General features: G+C 65.3%; 14 protein-coding genes. 1 reads left to right on the forward strand and 13 read right to left on the reverse strand.

The annotated features are described in order from the left end of the window. Position 1: 1 nt before the first annotated feature. Positions 2 to 253 carry a hypothetical protein gene (locus tag VGU00_RS00470; RefSeq protein ID WP_327464386.1) on the reverse strand — a complete coding sequence of 84 codons (252 nt, stop codon included), beginning with the start codon at positions 251 to 253 and terminating at the stop codon, positions 2 to 4. Then, the gene (gene argH, locus VGU00_RS00475) at positions 253 to 1,656 is read right to left on the reverse strand and encodes an argininosuccinate lyase (protein WP_327464388.1); all 1,404 of its coding nucleotides are present in this window, start codon (positions 1,654 to 1,656) and stop codon (positions 253 to 255) included. The genes VGU00_RS00470 and argH overlap by 1 nt, the downstream gene beginning before the upstream one ends. Between argH and VGU00_RS00480 the strand changes: the two genes are divergently transcribed. Further along, on the forward strand, positions 1,628 to 2,251 hold the full coding sequence (locus VGU00_RS00480; RefSeq protein ID WP_327464390.1) for a TlpA disulfide reductase family protein: 624 nt from the start codon (positions 1,628 to 1,630) through the stop codon (positions 2,249 to 2,251). The two genes, argH and VGU00_RS00480, sit on opposite strands and share 29 nt — an antisense overlap. Positions 2,252 to 2,329: 78 nt before the next feature. Here VGU00_RS00480 and VGU00_RS00485 read toward each other — a convergent pair whose 3' ends face one another. The 11 genes from VGU00_RS00485 to zwf all read right to left on the reverse strand — a co-directional run bounded on the left by VGU00_RS00485 (position 2,330) and on the right by zwf (position 16,567). Then, the gene (locus tag VGU00_RS00485; RefSeq protein WP_327464392.1) at positions 2,330 to 2,668 is read right to left on the reverse strand and encodes a hypothetical protein; all 339 of its coding nucleotides are present in this window, start codon (positions 2,666 to 2,668) and stop codon (positions 2,330 to 2,332) included. A 125-nt stretch (positions 2,669 to 2,793) separates the two neighbouring features. Then, positions 2,794 to 3,795 (reverse strand): NAD(P)H-dependent glycerol-3-phosphate dehydrogenase, encoded by a 1,002-nt coding sequence (locus tag VGU00_RS00490; protein ID WP_327464394.1) that lies wholly within the window; start codon positions 3,793 to 3,795, stop codon positions 2,794 to 2,796. A gap of 40 nt (positions 3,796 to 3,835) precedes the next feature. Beyond that, positions 3,836 to 4,768: an alpha/beta hydrolase gene (locus VGU00_RS00495; RefSeq protein ID WP_327464396.1), complete on the reverse strand. Its 933-nt coding sequence runs from the start codon at positions 4,766 to 4,768 to the stop codon at positions 3,836 to 3,838. Next, the gene (locus VGU00_RS00500; RefSeq protein WP_327464398.1) at positions 4,765 to 5,625 is read right to left on the reverse strand and encodes a lysophospholipase; all 861 of its coding nucleotides are present in this window, start codon (positions 5,623 to 5,625) and stop codon (positions 4,765 to 4,767) included. The genes VGU00_RS00495 and VGU00_RS00500 overlap by 4 nt, the downstream gene beginning before the upstream one ends. Positions 5,626 to 5,627: 2 nt before the next feature. Beyond that, the gene (locus tag VGU00_RS00505) at positions 5,628 to 7,076 is read right to left on the reverse strand and encodes a DUF3336 domain-containing protein (RefSeq protein WP_327464400.1); all 1,449 of its coding nucleotides are present in this window, start codon (positions 7,074 to 7,076) and stop codon (positions 5,628 to 5,630) included. Positions 7,077 to 7,099: 23 nt separating this feature from the next. Next, entirely contained in the window at positions 7,100 to 8,668 is a 1,569-nt protein-coding gene (locus VGU00_RS00510; RefSeq protein ID WP_327464402.1) for a wax ester/triacylglycerol synthase family O-acyltransferase, read from the reverse strand. Further along, the gene (locus VGU00_RS00515; protein WP_327464404.1) at positions 8,669 to 11,008 is read right to left on the reverse strand and encodes a glycerol-3-phosphate 1-O-acyltransferase; all 2,340 of its coding nucleotides are present in this window, start codon (positions 11,006 to 11,008) and stop codon (positions 8,669 to 8,671) included. It abuts the gene before it with no gap. A gap of 3 nt (positions 11,009 to 11,011) precedes the next feature. Then, positions 11,012 to 12,589 (reverse strand): HAD-IB family hydrolase, encoded by a 1,578-nt coding sequence (locus VGU00_RS00520; RefSeq protein ID WP_327464406.1) that lies wholly within the window; start codon positions 12,587 to 12,589, stop codon positions 11,012 to 11,014. A gap of 67 nt (positions 12,590 to 12,656) precedes the next feature. Further along, entirely contained in the window at positions 12,657 to 13,280 is a 624-nt protein-coding gene (gene eda / locus VGU00_RS00525; RefSeq protein ID WP_327464408.1) for a bifunctional 4-hydroxy-2-oxoglutarate aldolase/2-dehydro-3-deoxy-phosphogluconate aldolase, read from the reverse strand. A 49-nt stretch (positions 13,281 to 13,329) separates the two neighbouring features. Beyond that, positions 13,330 to 15,171 carry a phosphogluconate dehydratase gene (gene edd / locus VGU00_RS00530; protein WP_327464410.1) on the reverse strand — a complete coding sequence of 614 codons (1,842 nt, stop codon included), beginning with the start codon at positions 15,169 to 15,171 and terminating at the stop codon, positions 13,330 to 13,332. Then, positions 15,164 to 16,567: a glucose-6-phosphate dehydrogenase gene (gene zwf, locus VGU00_RS00535; RefSeq protein ID WP_327464570.1), complete on the reverse strand. Its 1,404-nt coding sequence runs from the start codon at positions 16,565 to 16,567 to the stop codon at positions 15,164 to 15,166. Before zwf ends, edd begins: the two co-directional genes overlap by 8 nt. Positions 16,568 to 16,575 lie beyond the last annotated feature (8 nt).

Raw genomic sequence — 16,575 nt, forward strand, 5'->3', positions numbered from 1 at the left:
CTCAGCCCGGAGGCGGCAAGTCAAAATCGTCGGCTTCGCGGCGTTCCGATCGTTTGAGAAGTTCGTCGCTGCGCGCGGGCCGGGCCTGCGCGTCAGGCGTCGTAAGCTCCTCCGTGGTCGGGGCGCGGGTCGCGCCGACGGGAATGGCTGCTGCAGGCTGGCCTGCAACGGGCTTGAGGTTTTCCTTGCTGCCGCACGCGCCGAGCAGGGCAACGACGGCAAGGCTGGCTATGACGAGGCGCTTGGTCGCCATCAATCTTTCCCTTCCAGCGCGGCACGCGCCGCGGTGATCGCCTGTCTTACCCGTTCGGGCGCCGTACCGCCATAGCTGGTGCGACTGGCAACCGATGCCTCGACGGTCAGCGCGGCCAGCACGTCGGGCGTGACCGACGCATGGATCGCCGCCGCATCGCCCGCGGGCAGCGCCGACAACTCGACACCGAGCTCCTCGGCGCGCTTTACGCAGGCGCCGACGACATGATGCGCTTCGCGGAACGGCAGGCCATTCTCGCGGACCAGCCAGTCGGCAAGGTCGGTCGCGGTCGAATAACCCGACGCGGCCAGCGCACGCATCCGGTCGGTGCGGAAGGTCAGCGTTTCGACCATGCCCGTCATCGCGGCAAGCGACAGCGCGAGCGCATCGAAAGCGCCGAAGACGGTTTCCTTGTCGTCCTGCAAATCCTTCGAATAAGTGAGCGGCAGCCCCTTCACGATCACCGAAAGACGCTGGAAGGCGCCGAGCAGCAGGCCGGCGCGCCCGCGCACGAGTTCGGCGGCGTCGGGGTTGCGCTTTTGCGGCATGATCGAGCTGCCGGTCGACCAGGCGTCGGGCAGGCTGATGAAACCGAAGGGCTGGCTCGCCCAGATCACGACTTCCTCGGCGAGGCGCGACAGGTGGATCGCGGCGATCGACGCCGAGGCGCAAAATTCGAGCGCGAAGTCGCGGTCCGATACCGCGTCGATGCTGTTCGCCATCGGGCGGTCGAAACCGAGCGCCGATGCGGTCGCGTCACGGTCGAGCGGAAAGCTGGTGCCGGCGAGCGCGGCGGCACCGAGCGGAGATTCGTTGAGGCGGCGGCGCGCATCGGCGAAACGCGTGCGGTCGCGGCCGAACATTTCGACATAGGCAAGCAGGTGATGGCCGAGCGTCACCGGCTGCGCGACCTGCAAATGCGTGAAGCCCGGCATGATGCTGCCCGCATGTTCGTCGGCGCGCGCGAGCAGCGCCGTCTGGATCGCTTTCAGTCCCGCATCGATCCGTTCGCACGCGGTGCGCGTCCACAGGCGGAAATCGGTCGCGACCTGGTCGTTGCGCGACCGCGCGGTGTGGAGCCGCCCCGCCGCTTCGCCGACCATCTCCTTCAGCCGCGATTCGACGGTCATGTGGATATCTTCGAGGCTGAGGTCGACCGGAACGCCGTTCGCCGCAAATTCGTCGGCGATCTGCGCAAGGCCGCGGTCGATGACCACGGCGTCGCCCGCGTCGATGATTCCCGTGGCACCGAGCATCGCTGCATGCGCGCGGCTGGCGGCGATATCTTCTTCCCACAGGCGCTTATCAACGGGGATCGAAGCGTTTATCTCTTGCATGATCGCCGCGGGACCGCCACCGAAGCGACCGCCCCACATGCTGTTGCTGTCCGGAGTATTCGCCATTCGCCGCGTTCCAAGCCCGTATCTTGCCATTCTCACCCTGCTGCTCGCGGGCTCGATCGCGGGCTGCGATAGGGAAAAGCAGGCGGGCGGGCAAGCGGCGCAAGGCCAAGCAAATGTTTCGGCGGGCCAAGCGAAGGGCGTCGATGCGTTCGAATATCAGATCGATCGCAGCCACAAGGGCGAAGCCGCGCCCAAGGCCGCCTTCAGCGGCCCCGACGACGCGGCGGTGACCCTCGCCGCCTTCCGCGGCAAGCCGCTGCTCGTCAACCTGTGGGCGACGTGGTGCGCGCCGTGCGTGGCCGAGATGCCGACGCTCGACGCGCTCGCGGCGAACAGCAAGGACCGGATGACGGTGATCGCGGTCGCGCAGGACCTGAAGGGCGCCGAAGTCGTCGATCCCTGGTTCCAGAAGGCCGGGCTGAAAGCGCTGCAACCCTATCTCGACCCCGAAAACGGTTTGCTCGACGCCGCGAACAGCGCGCTGCCGACCAGCATCTATTATGACGCCGAAGGCCGCGAAATCTGGCGCGTCGTCGGCGCGATCGACTGGCAGGGTGCCGAGGCGAAGGCGCTGCTGGCGGAAGCGAAATCCTGAAAACAAGAAAGGGCGGGTGCCCCATGACACCCGCCCTTCCCTGCGACCCGGAGAAGGCTCCGGGAAAAATCGAACGGCTTAGCCGCCGACCGTCACGCGGCCGGTGCGATAGCCTTTCTTGCGCATTTCCTTCACATAATCCTTGTCGGCATCGACGACTTCGACCGTCCATTCGTCCCACGCATCCCAGCGGTCCTCGCGGTCGGTGGCGTGACGAAGGTCGCTGCGCAGCTCTTTCTCGGCCTCCAGAATGTCGGCCTTGTAATTATACCATTGCTGGTTGACGACGCCCGCGATCGGCGCGGTGCGGATGTGCGGTGCCTCGAATCCCGGCGGCATCGAGCCATAGGGCACGGCAGCCACGGCGGCGGTGGCCGGGAGAGCCAGGATTGCGGCAAGGGTGGTCCATTTTTTCATCGTCCATCTCCTGATTGCCTGCCCGCGTGCGGGCCGGTCAGGGGAGTCAACGAAGCATCGCGCGATTTTCTTCCCGGCTGATCGCCGAAATGCCACGGGTCGCGGCGGAATCGCCCGAAAAGAGCTCAGCCGGGATGCGCTTCGTCGCCGACGGCCGACCGCAGGAGGCCGCGAAACACGTCCTGCGCGCTGCGTTTACCCTGCGTCACATCATAGACGTCGCGTGCGATCGGCATGTCGAGACCATGGCGTTCGGCGAGCGCGATCACCGTCGGCGCGCTCTTCACGCCCTCGGCAACCATGTTCATGCCCGCGATGATCTCGTCGATCGGCCGCCCCTTGCCGAGTTCGACCCCGACATGGCGGTTGCGCGAGAGCGGGCTGGTGCAGGTGGCGATCAGATCGCCCATGCCGGTGAGGCCCGCGAAGGTTTCGGCGCGGCCGCCCATCGCCACGCCGAGCCGGGTGATTTCGGACAGCCCGCGCGTCATCAGCGCCGATCTTGTATTGTCACCCGCGCCCAGCCCGTCGCCCATGCCGACCGCGATCGCGATGATATTCTTGAGCACGCCGCCCAGCTCGCAGCCGAGCAGGTCGGTGTTGGTGTAGACGCGGAACAGCCCCGAGTGGAAAACCGGCTGGAGCGCGCGCACGACGATCTCGTCCTCCATCGACAGCACGCTCGCCGCCGCCTGCCCCGTCATGATCTCGCGCGCAAGGTTCGGCCCGGTGAGGACGCCGACGGGATGACCGGGCAGCACTTCCTCGATCAGCTCGGTCATGCGTTTGCCCGAGGAGAGTTCGAGCCCCTTAGTCAGGCTGATCACCGGCACCCATGGGCGAAGGTGGTTGCGCGCTTCCTCGAGCACGGCGCGGAAACTGTGCGAGGGTACCCCCATGACGAGAACGTCGGCGCCCGCGACGACCTCGGCCATGTCGTGCGTCGCGCGCAGCGCGGCCGGCAGCTTGATGCCTGGCAGATATTTGCGATTCTCATGGTCGGCGTTGATGCCGTCGACGGTTTCGGCATCGCGCGCCCACAGGGTGATCGGCGCATTGCGCGACACCACCGATGCGACCGTCGTCCCCCAACTGCCCCCGCCGAGCAGCCCCACCTTCAACCGCATTCCGCTCTCCCGTCATTTTCGGAAGAGACTGACGCGCATTTCAATGCTTGGCAAGAAAGCCCTTCATCACCACGGCGGTCGCCTTCGGATCCTCGATCATCGGCACATGACCGACATGCTCGAAGATGTGGCTCTGGCTCCCGGCGATGCCCGCTTCGAGCACGGGGACGCAGCTCACATCGAGCAATTGATCGTGGCGCCCCCAGATAATCAGCGTCGGCACCCTCACTTCGCCGAGGCGGCCATTCAGCGGATGGTCGCGCCCCTCGGTTGCGATGACCCAGAAGATCGTGTCGAGCTGGTCGCGATATTTGAGGCCGTCGGCGTAGAGCACCGGCTTCAGCCGCGACGGAATGTAGGGTGGCTTGTGGACGACCATCGCCACCAGCCGGTCGGCATCCTCGAGATTGGCGAGGACGAGCGGATTATAGTCCTCGTTCGCCGCCTGTTTCTGAAGCTCGCTTTCATGTTCGCCGTTGACGCCCGCATTGTTGAGCAGGATCAGGCTGGCGAGCGCGTCCGGATAGTCGATCGCGTAGCGCAGCGCGATCCAGCCGCCCATGCTGTTGCCGCCGACATGCGGACGCGACAGGCCGAGCGTATCGGCGAAGGCTTTCAACCGCGCGGTCTGCGCCTGCAGATCATAGGCGAGGTCGGGGTTGCGTTCATTCTCGCCGAACCCCGGAAGGTCGGGCGCGATGACATGATAGTCGCGCGTCAGATAGGGCGCGATCATCGACCAATTATCCTTGTCCCCGGCAAAACCGTGAACAAGGAGCAGCAAGGGCTTCGACGGATCGCCGCCCTCCAGATAGGGCCAGCGACGGCCGTCGACGACGACGCTCTTCTGCACCATCCCGCCACGCCGCCGCAGCAGAGCGCGCCCGATCGCGACGAGACGGCCGGGGAAAACGAAATACATCAGCGCGAGCGCGATCAGCGGCGCGAAGATCAGGACGAGCAGGATTCTCATGCGGCGGGCGTACCTTTCACATGCGCGTCGAACCAGCCGATCAGGTCATCGAGCACCGCGTCGCGTTCGGGCTCGTTGTAGATTTCGTGGAACAGGCCCGGATAGAATTCGAGGCGCTTGTCGGTCGAGGCGACATTGGCGAACAGGTAGCGCGAGCCCGCAGGCGCGGTCAGCCGGTCGGCCTCGCCATGCTGGATCAGGATCGGCAGGCGGATTTTCGGCGCATCGGCCTGTGCGACCGCCATCGCATCCATGAATTCCTTGCCGAGCCGAGCACCGATCTTGCCGGCGTAGACGAGCGGATCGGCCTGATAGGCCTCGACGACCTGCGCATCGCGGCTAACGCCGGTTGAATCGAGGGAGAGCACGCCAAGGCGCGGAAAGAAGCGCGAAAGGAAGCGGCTGATCCAGATCGTGAAGCGCGACGGCGGTTCGGCGGGCAGGATGGCGGGACCCGACAGCGCGGCGGCGACGAAGGCCTGCTGGCGCTCGACGAGGAACAAGGTCGCGATCAGCCCGCCCATGCTGTGCCCGAGCAGCAGGCGCGGCGTATCGGCATGATTGACCTCGACGAGGGTCAGCAATTCGCTCATCCCGTCGAGAAAGGCCGAAAAGCGCGGCACGAAACCGCCCTCGCCGTCGGATTGACCATGGCCCCAATGGTCGATGGCATAGATTGCATAGCCGGCGCCGGTCAGCCGTTTGGCGACATGTTCATAGCGCCCGGCATGTTCGGCATAGCCATGCGCCAGCAGGACGATGGCGCGCGGGCGACCCGCAGGAAGCCAATGGGTAACGTGGAGCTTTGCCCCCGCACCGGCTGAATCGGCCGGCAGGATCACCGCACCCGCCGCCATGCTCAGCGCACCGACTTTTTGAGCGCCGCGCTGCGATGCCCCGGACCGTCGTCGCCCGCCTTGTCGATCTTCGCCAGTATCGCTTCGAGCGCGCGGCTGATCGCGGTCTGGGTGCGAACCATCTCGATCTTCGGCCAGGCGGTCCGCATGCCGGTGTCGATCAACTCGTCGATATCCTCCTGCCCCAGATCCGAGAGAATCTTCGTCGGCGACCAGAATTTGGGCGGGCGGATGATATTGATGTCGCCGGTATATTCCTGATTGATCACCGAGCGCGCCATATTGGCGATGCTGTTGAGCGGCGGGATCAGTTCGAGCGGCTTCTGGAAAATGACCATATTCGCGTTGAGCCATGCCTTGAACGTGGTCATCGACGCATGCTGGATCGCCTCGATCGGCGCCATCTGCTTGCGCGTGTCGGTCGCGAAGGGCAGCGCGATCGGGTTCGCCTGGCTGACGATATGGTGATTGACGCCGTACAGCCGTTCGAGCCGCTTGGTCGGGATGTCGTGCGTCACCGATCCATCGACCCAGCGCCGGTCGGGCTGGTAGGGAACGCGGTTGCCCGCATCGTCGCGCGCCATCAGCATGACCGGCGGAAAGACGCCGGGAACCGCGCACGATGCCAGCACCGCCTCGCGGATGAGCACGTTCGGCGCGGTGATCGCGTTCAATAGCCGGCCGTTCTGATGCTTTTCGGCGGGCGCGACCGAGACATTGAGATGGCGCCCGCTGACCTCATAGGCCTCCTGAAAGGTGAGGTCGGGGATCAGGTCGGCAAGCCGCTCGCGCACCTCGTCGGGAGCAAGGCGGCGCCCCTCGGGATCGCGGTCGGGATTGGCGAGGCGTTCGCTTTCGAGGAAGGCGCCGATGTCGGTATTCTTGCGCGTGCAGACGACCGCAGCGACGATCGACCCGCCGCTCGCCCCCGACATGATCGATGGCAATACGCCCTCTTCCCACAAAGCCTTCACGACGCCGATATGGAAGAAGAGGAAGCTGCCCGAGCCCGAGAGCAAGAGCGCCGAGCGGCCGTAGCAATGCTGCGCACGGCGGAAGAAGTCGCGCTTTTCCTCGCGCGGGATCGCGCGAGACGCGGCGATCTTGTCGAGCGAGGCGACGACCTCGGCGACATAATCCTCGATCAGCTTTTTCGTGCCGAAGCGCGCCTTCTGGTACAGGCGCTCGTGCCCCATGCCGTCGATGTTGCCGTGGATGCCTTCGTTGAGCACGAAGAGCAGCCCCTTGACGTCGCCCGCTGCCGACAGTTTACGCAGCTTTTCGAGCCGCGCGCGGATCGCCTTATAATCGAAATGCTTGCTTTCGTCGGCGTCGCGCCACGCCTGAAGCCCCGATTTCCGGTCATGCTCATGCGCCGCTTTGGTCCAGGCGGCATAATCGGGCGCGGTCACAAGATCGCGGTCGGCGCTGAGCGTCGGGGTGAAAAGCATTCGGTAATCCTGCGAGAGCATCGTTATTTTTTCGGATTCTTGCCGGTTGCGTTGCCTTTGGCAACCGGTTTCACCCTGCCCTTTGTCGCAGTTTGGGCCGCAGCCTTTGGTTTCGCCTTGGGCTTCGGAGCGGGCTTGGCCGCCGCTTTCGGCTTTGCCGTAGCGGCTTTGGGCTTTTCGGGCTTCGGCGTCGCCGCCATCAGGTCGGCGAAACTTTCGTCGATACATTCGCGGAAGAAGGCGATATCGGGCATGATCGCGCGTTCGCCGATGATCGAAAAGGCGATGCGGCCGTTATAGCTCGGCGTCGCGACAAACAGCCCCATATTGTTCGCGAGCGGCGCCATGCCGTGCTGCTGCACGAGCTGCGCGCCCGCCAGATAGAGCGGCACCTGCGCGCCGGGCACGTTCGAGATGAAGAGGTTGGTGCCGCGCACCGCGAAGCGCTCGCTGGTGACGAGCCGCGCGACCGCCGCCATCGTCGCGCCCGGAATATGCTGCGACAGGTCGGTCATGATTCGCGCGCTGACGCCCGCTTTGGCCTCCTTTGCCTCGACCGTATAGTCGCGCACCGCCGCAAGCCGTTCGAGCGGATCGGCGATGTCGGTGCGCACGGGCACGCTCATCGCCGACACCTGATTGCCAGGGGTCGAGGCTTTGCCGCCCTTCCCGCGCAGATTGATCGGTGCGACCGCGACAAGGCTCTCCTTTGGCAGTTCCTTGTGCTTCACCAGATATTTGCGCAGCGCGCCGCCGACGGTCGTCAGCACGACATCGTTGACCGTCGCGCCGGGCACTTTCTTGCGGATTTCGGCGACGTCGGCGAGCGCGACCGTCGTTGCGTCGAACATCTTGTGCGGGCCGACGGGCACGTTGAAGCGCGTTTCGGGAACCCCGGCGGTCATGCCGCCCTCGGCGATCGATTTCCGTGCCGACGAGATGATCGCGGGCGACATCTTCATGAGTGCATTCATGAACTTGACCGGCGACTGCATCGACGCCGACCAGGCGCGCGAGAGCGTTTCGGTGCTCGACGGCGCCTTGCCGAGTTCCTCGACCGGCGGCGGCTCGGCTATCGCGGGCGTGCCCTTCGCATCGATATCGCTCATCGCGATAAAGGCGTGCGCCCCCGATGCACCGTCGACCGCGGCGTGGTGGACGCGGTGGAGCATCGCGAAGCTGCCCTTGGGGATACCCGGAATGCGGTCGAGCCCCTCGATGATATAAATGTCCCAGAGCGGCCGGTTCATATCCATCGGCTTCGAGAACCAGCGCGCAACCGCGATGCAGAACTGCCGCCAGTCGCCGGGCTCGGGCAGCCGCGCGTGGCTCATATGCGCCTCGATGTCGAAATGCTCGTCCTCGACCCAATAGGGATGGTCCATATCGAACGGCAGCCGGTGAAGCCGGCGCTTGAACAAGGGCGAGGTGTCGACACGGCTTTCGACGTGGCGGATGATGTCCTTGAAACGCACGAAGCCGCCCGGCGCGGTCGAGGGGTCGTAGATATAGACCCCCATGATGTGCGTCAGATTGTTCGCGGTCTGTGTGTAAAGGAACTGGGCGTCCTGCGCGCTGAGCTGTTTGAGCATTTATCCTCCTGAACCCGGCAAGCGGTCGGCAAGCGCGACGGTCGAAAGCCGCATCGTTTCCATGACGTTGGCAAGCCCGCGCAGTTCCATCAGGAGCGCGCGGCGCGCCGCGAGATTGTCCGGCGTCGCCTCCCCGGCGAGCCCCATATGGCGCATCAGCGACAGGCCGTTGGCAAAGAGCAATTTGCCGATCGCCGCCTCGCTGCTGATCCGGCGGAGCAGATAGGCCTGCCGCCCTTCGACGAGCGCGGCGTCGAGCAAGGCTTTCTCGTCGACGACATCGCCGGGCTTCGCCCGCGCGAGCTGTTCGGCGACGACCGAATAGGCCTCGGCAAAGGGCAGCAGGATCGCGTGGCCGACGACCGGCTGGCAGCGGCGCAAAAGCTGCGCGATGCCGCGGTCGCCGCTTGCAAGCCGGCGATCCCACACGGGGTCGATGCGCCCCAGTTCGGCCTCGATCGCGGCGCGATGCTCGTCGCGCGGCGGATAGAAAAATTCGAATTTGAACAGGTCGCGGAGGCGATCGATCTTCGCCCAGAAGGCGGCGGTCGCATCGCCGCTGTCGGCGTCGCGCAGTTCGAACAGCGCGAGCTCGATCATCGCACGATCGAGGAAATGATGCGCGATGATGTTGCGGTAGTAGCTCGCCATCGGATGCTTGGCGGGGTCGATCGAATAGACATTCTCGCTCCCCGCTTCGTAGCGCGCGAGCAGTCCGCTTACGACCAGCGTATCGACGGTCTCCGACAGCGCGGCATCGTCACCGCTTTCGAGCTCTTTGCTGAGCCTTATGCCACGCGCGCGCGCCCAGTCGGTCACCGCGCCGATCGCGCCCAGCAGTTCGGCCGAAGTCGCACCGCGCGGCGCCATGCCGAGCAGGATCAGGCACATCACCGACGTGACGGTGAGCGGCGTGACGCGGTTCGCCTCGACCGCCACCGCAAAGGCGATCTGCTCGAGCGCGCGCTTGTCGTCGGGCCCCGGCGCCGTGTCGATGACGACCGGCTCGCCGATGTCGAGCCGGATACGTCCCGACGGCTCCTTCAGGCTCTTCATATAGCCGATGAACCACGACAGGCTCTCGGGCTTCTTGTTCCGCCCCGTCTGCTCCGCGGCATATTCCTCGACGTCGCGAATGAGGTCGAAGCTGGTGACGAAGGGCACGAAATGCACGCCGCGCGTCCCCGTCGCATGCGCCGCGTCGAGGACATATTTCATCAGGCCATATTTGGGCGGCATCAGCTTGCCGAGCCGCGAGCGGGTGCCCTCGAACGCCCAGCTCAGCGGAAAGCGCTTGGCGAGCAGCCAGGCGATATAGTGGCGCAGCACCAGCTTGTAGACGGGCTGATCCTGAAAGCTCCGCCGGATGAATATCATTCCCGAACGGCGGAAAAACTCGCCCATCACCGCAAAGTCGAGATTGGCGCCGCCGAAGCTGTGCAGCATCGGCAGGTCCTTTTCATAGGTCAGCCGGCTGGGCGTCGCGCCGTCAATATAGGTCTTGTGGGTGAAGAGGATCGCGGTCGGATGCTCGCGCAGGATGCCCCGCAGCTTTGCAAGCTCGGCCGCGTCGATCTCCATCTCGGGCGCATAGCCACCGAACATCATGCGATCGAGCCGCGCGCGCAGGTCGAGGAACAGCGCCGACGGCCGCGCGATGACCTCCTTCATCAGCGGCCGCGCCTCGCGGTAGAGGTCGGCGACGGGACGCCCCGTCCTCTCCGCGAGATCGGCAAGCGCGGCGCGGAATTTGGGGCTGGTGCGCAGGCCATCGGCAACGAAGCGCGGCACCTTGTACCGCGTTCCCCGGATCCCCCGCTCGGCCACGTCGAGCGCGAGCGCCGCCTGCCGCGCCACGAAACCGGCGAATTCGGGGCTGTCCGTCCCCTCGCCGTCGCCCCCGCCGGTCTGCGCGCAGAAACGCGTCCGCAGCATGTCGAGCGTCGCCGCCTCGCCGACCAATATCTGCGCACGGCGCCGGTCGCGGAGCAGGATGAGCCGCGACCTGAGCGGCCCCGGATGACGCGGATCGCCGAAAATCAGGTGGCGGAATTTGAGCGCGCGGTCCTTGTCGAAACCCGGAATGCGCCAGGCAACGCGCAGCGGCACGACCAGCCGCGACGGCGCACCGCCGAGCCGCGCCTGCAACACGTCGACGGGCAGCGCATGATCGCCGTCCTCGATATCGAGGCTTGCCCACACCGGCTCGTCATCGCCGCTCGTCGAATGCATCCAGTCGAGCAAGATGCGCCGCTCGACGCCGTTGCGCGCGTCGATGATATAAAGCCGGTCGGCCGCCTCCTCCGCCACGATCGGGTTGCGGGGCGTTCCATCGGCCACCGCTTAGCCGGTCTTTCCCTTGCGCGCCGCCGGTTTCTTCGCCGACGCCTTTTTCTTTGGGGCAGCCTTTTTCTCGGTCGCCTTCCTTGCTTTCGGCTTTTCGGCCTTTGTCTCGGGGGGCGTTTCGGTCGCCACCGATTCCGCCACGCTCTCTTCGGGCTGGCCCAGCGTGCGCAGGAACATGTTGCGCACGTCGCGCACATGGCTGTTGATCGTCCGCGGCGTCCATTTCGAGGTGTCGACCGGCGGCAGCACCGTGACGCGCACCGTAGCGGGACGCATCACAAACTCGTTCTTCGGCGCCACGTCGGTCGCGTTATGGATCACGATCGGGACGATCGGTACACCCGCCTGCATCGCAAGGTGGAAAGCGCCCTTCTTGAAAGGCTCGAGCTTCGGCGTCAGGCTGCGCGTTCCTTCGGGCGCGATGCAGATCGACTTGCCTTCTTGCCGGATCGCGTCGACCAGCGGCTCCATCGCCTTGATCGCGCTCTTGCCGTCGGCGCGGTCGACGAAGACGGTGCCGCCCCATTCCATCAGCTTGCCGAGGATGGGGATGTCCTTGATTTCCTTTTTGCCCACCCCGCCCATGTCGCGGCGGATGAGCTTGGCGAGGATCATCACGTCCGCCTTGCTCTGGTGGTTGAAGATGAAGACGCAGGGGCGCGAGGACCAGAGATTCTTCTCGTCCTCGACCTCGAGTTCGACCCCGGTGATCGCTGTCGCGAAATCGCCGAACAGCCCGATCGAGAAATTCGCCGCCTCGCGCTGCGATCGCGTCAGCGCCCAGATCGGCAGCCCCGCGGCAAAGGCGCCGACGAGCGAGCCGGTCGCGTAGATGGTGCGGGTGTAATCGATCCACGACGGCGTACCGCGGCTGGCGAAGCGCTGGACGGGCCAGTTGCGCTCGTCGGCGATGCCCTTCAGCTTCATATTCGGATTGAGCGGGCGCGGCTTGCCGACGCGTTCGAGCAGCTCGATATCGTCGTCGCTATCCGAATAGAAAAAGCTCTGGTCGAGATCGAGGCCATATTCGGCGGCCAGTTCCTCGGCAGCGAGCACCTTCCCCTCGCCGAAGCAGAGCGGCCGGACGATCTCGCCGGTGAAGACGCCATCCTCGATCTCGTAGGACGAACATTTGATATCGGCGATGCCAAGGTCGCGCGCGGTCGGTTCGATCTGGTAGATCGTTGCCGACGAGATGATCGCGACACGGTGGCCCTTCGCCTGGTGCGCCTCGATAATCGCGCGCGTCTCGGGGTAGATCTTCCGCGCGATATGTTTCTTGTAAAGCTCCTCGCCGAACTCGACGAAGCTTTCCTCGTCGACGCCCTTCATGAATTTGGCGGCGGCGGTCATCAGGCCCGAAAAGCCGATCTGCCCGAGACTGTGCTGCGCAACGACCTGCGCGGTCTCGGCAATCTCCTCGACCGACATTTCGCGGCGTTGGAATTTCTCGCGCAGCATCGCGGTCGCCGAATAGCCCGAGATGATCGTCCCGTCGAAATCGAAGAGCGCGGCGATATGCGGTCCGGATTCGGACGCGAGAACTTCTTCCAGATGCGGCTGTGGTCTTGGCACAGCAGTCTCCCCACAGGCGGCTATATTGCCGCTTATCCCTGCACGATGACAGGTAAAATGGGGTTAATCAATGGCCCGAAAGTGCCGACGCCTCGCGCGCCAGTGCTTCGATCCGTACCGGGTCGAGCGGACCCGACGGGACGACCCAGCTACCCCCGACGCACAGCACGGCTTCGAGCGCGAGCCATTCGGGAGCGGTGGCGGCGCTGATCCCGCCGGTTGGGCAGAAGCGCGCCTGACCGAAGGGACCCGCGAGCGCCTTCAGCGCCGGGATGCCGCCGCTCGTTGCGGCGGGGAAGAATTTGAAGCGTGAAAGGCCCATGTCCATTCCAAGCATGATGTCCGACGCATTGGCTGTCCCCGGAAGAAATGGAATGCGGTTATCGATGGCTGCCTTGCACAGACCAGCAGTGATTCCTGGCGAAACTACAAACTCAGCGCCAGCATCGATGCTCTTGTTCAGGTCGATCTGATTGAGCACGGTGCCTGCGCCCACGACCGCGCCCGGAACCGTCTTCATCGCGATAATCGCGTCGAGGGCGGCGGGAGTGCGCAGCGTCACCTCGAGCACGGGCAGGCCGCCCGCAACGAGCGCTTCGGCCATCGGAACCGCATCCTCGACGCGGTCGATGACGATCACCGGGATGACCGGCGCGAGGCGCATGATCTGCTCGATACCGCTGTCGGACATATTCACTCCATTCAAGATACGCCGTCGCCCACAAGGCGACGGATAGGGTTCAGACGACCATTTCCATCGCCGCGAGCACCGCCGAGCCGCCCTTTTCCGCCTCGTCGGCGTGATGGCGGAACAGCGCGAACAGTTCGCGGCCAACGCCGACCGCTGGCGGCGGCGCGGCGGCCGGCGTGCGCGATGCCCATTCGGCCGCATCGACGAGTGCAACCGCTTCGCCGTTCACCGCGCAGACGCGCACGATGTCGCCGTCCTGCAGATAGGCGAGCGGGCCACTCACCCCGTCGGGGCCGGGCAAGGCTTCGGGCGACAGATGGATCACCGCGGGCACCTTGCCGCTGGCGCCCGACATGCGGCCGTCGGTGAGCAAAGCGACGCGGAAACCCTTGTCCTGCAGCACCCCGAGCGCCGGGGTCAGCTTGTGCAGTTCGGGCATGCCGTTGGCGCGCGGCCCCTGGAAGCGAACGACGACGACGACGTCGCGGTCGAGTTCGCCCGCCTTGAACGCGGCCAGTACCTGATTCTGGTCGTCGAAGATCCGGCACGGCGCCTCGATCGTCCAGCGATCCTCGGCGACGGCGCTCGTCTTGATGATCGCGCGGCCGAGGTTGCCCGCGAGCAGGCGCATCCCGCCATCGGGCGAGAAGGGCGCTGAAACAGGACGCAGCATAGTATCGTCGCGGCTTTCCGCCGGCGCGGCCTGCCAGTGGAGTTCGTCGTTCACGAGCACGGGCTCGGCGGCATAATCGGCCATCGTCCCGCCGACGGTCAGCACATCGCCGTGCAGCAATCCGGCGCCGAGAAGTTCGCGCACGACATAGCCGATCCCGCCCGCGGCGTGGAAATTGTTCACGTCGCCCGCGCCGTTCGGATAGACGCGCGCGAGCAGCGGCACCGCATGGCTGAGCTCATCGAAATCCTGCCAGTCGATCACGATCCCGGCCGCGCGCGCGATCGCGGGCAGATGGATCGCATGGTTCGTCGAGCCGCCCGTCGCGAGCAGGCCGATCGCGGCGTTGACGATCGCTTTCTCGTCGATGCAGCGCGCGAGCGGGCGATAATCGTCGCCGTCCCAGCCGATCTCGGCAATCCGGTGCGTCGCGGCGCGCGTCAGTTCCTGCCGCAGCTTGGTGCCGGGGTTGGTGAAGGCGCTGCCGGGGATGTGGAGCCCCATCAGCTCCATCATCATCTGGTTGCTGTTCGCGGTGCCGTAGAAGGTGCAGGTGCCCGCGCCATGATAGCTCGCCGCCTCGGCTTCGAGCAGTTCGTCACGCGTCGCCTTGCCCTCGGCATAGAGCTGGCGGACGCGCTGCTTTTCCTTGTTCGCGAGGCCCGACGGCATCGGCCCGGCTGGGATCAATATCTGCGGCAGGTGGCCGAAACGCAGCGCGCCGATCAGCAAGCCGGGGACGATCTTGTCGCAGATGCCGAGCAGCAGAGCGCTCTCGAACATCGCGTGGCTGAGCGCGATCACCGTGCCCTGCGCGATATTGTCGCGGCTGAACAGCGACAGGTCCATGCCCGCCTGTCCCTGCGTCACCCCGTCGCACATTGCGGGAACGCCGCCCGCAACCTGCGCGGTCGCGCCGATTTCGCGCGCGAACAGTTTGATCTGCTCGGGATAGCGGCCGTAGGGCTGATGCGCCGAGAGCATGTCATTATAGCTGGTGACGATGCCGATGTTCATCTCGGCGCCCGACCGGATCGCGGGCTTGTCCTCGCCCGACGCGGCAAAGCCATGCGCGAGATTGCCGCACGAGAGGTTGCCGCGGTTGGTCCCCGCCTCGCGCTGGCGGTCCATCAGCTCGAGATAGGCGGCGCGGCGCGGGGCGCTGCGCGCGATAATGCGGTCAGTAACCTTGGCGATTACGGGGTTCAGATCAGTCATGCCAACTCGCTCCGTCGCGCTCGATCAGCGCGATCGCGCTCGACGGTCCCCAGCTTCCCGCCGTGTAATTTTGCGGCGCCATATCGACCGCGGCCCAGGCGTCGCGGATCGAATCGATCCACTGCCACTGTGCCTCGACCTCGTCGCGGCGCACGAACAAAGTCTGGTCGCCTTCGATAAAATCGAGCAGCAGGCGTTCGTATGCGATGCGCCGCCGCTCGCCGGCAAAGCTGTGCGAAAGCGAGACGTCCATCGTCACTTCCTTGAGCTTCACCCCGTCGCGGTCGAGCCCGGGCTGCTTCGCCATCACCTTGACCCGGATATTCTCCTCGGGCTGCAGGTTGATGATCATGCTGTTGGCGTCGAGCTTGCCCGCGCCGACACGCGCGAAGATGTTGTGCGGCACCGGCTTGAACTGGATCAGCACCTCCGACTTGCGCTGCGGCATGCGTTTCCCGGTGCGGAGGTAAAAGGGCACACCTTTCCAGCGCCAATTGTCGATATAGGCCTTCAGCGCGACGAAGGTTTCGGTGTTCGACGGATTGCCGAGCTCGTCGGCATAGCCCGCGACCGCGCCGCCGTTCACCGCGCCGCTGGTGTACTGGCCCTTGACGCTGTGCGCCTTCACATCCTCGGCGCTCATCTTGCGCAGCGAACGGAGCAGCTTGACCTTCTCGTCGCGAACCGCGGTCGAGGATACGCTCGCGGGCGGCTCCATCGCAATGATCGCGAGCAGCTGGAGCATATGGTTCTGCACCATGTCTTTCAGCGCACCAACGCCGTCATAATAGGAAACGCGGCCTTCGAGCCCGACGGTCTCAGCGACGGTGATCTGGACATGGTCGATCGCCTGTGCGTTCCACAGCGGCTCGAAGAGCATGTTGGCGAAGCGCAGCGCGAGCAGGTTCTGGACCGTTTCCTTGCCGAGATAATGGTCGATACGAAAGACGCGGTCTTCGGCGAAAGCGTCACCGACCTCGGCATTGACCTGCCGCGAAGAAGCGAGGTCGTGGCCGATCGGCTTTTCCATCGCGATACGGCATTTGGCGCAGGCGATGTTCGCGCTTTTAAGCCCCTGCGCGATCGGGCCGAACATCGACGGCGGGGTCGAGAGATAGGCGCCGATCGGGCGGACGAGCCGGTCGCCCAGCTGCGCGGCAAGCTCGTCATAGCCCGTGCCCGCTCCGGCATCGACCGGACAATAATCGACCCGATCGAGGAAGCCCGCGATCTGCCCGTCATCGAGCCGGTCGGCGGGCAGATGTTCGGTCAGCGCTTTCCGTACCATGTCGTGGCACGCCGCGCGGTCCATCTTCGACCGCCCCGACGCGACGATCGTCAGCGCATCTTCGAGCAACCCGTCGACATGGAGATTGTAGAGCGAGGGAAAAAGCATCCGCTGCG

The organism is Sphingopyxis sp., from assembly GCF_035944815.1.
Lineage (GTDB): Bacteria > Pseudomonadota > Alphaproteobacteria > Sphingomonadales > Sphingomonadaceae > Sphingopyxis.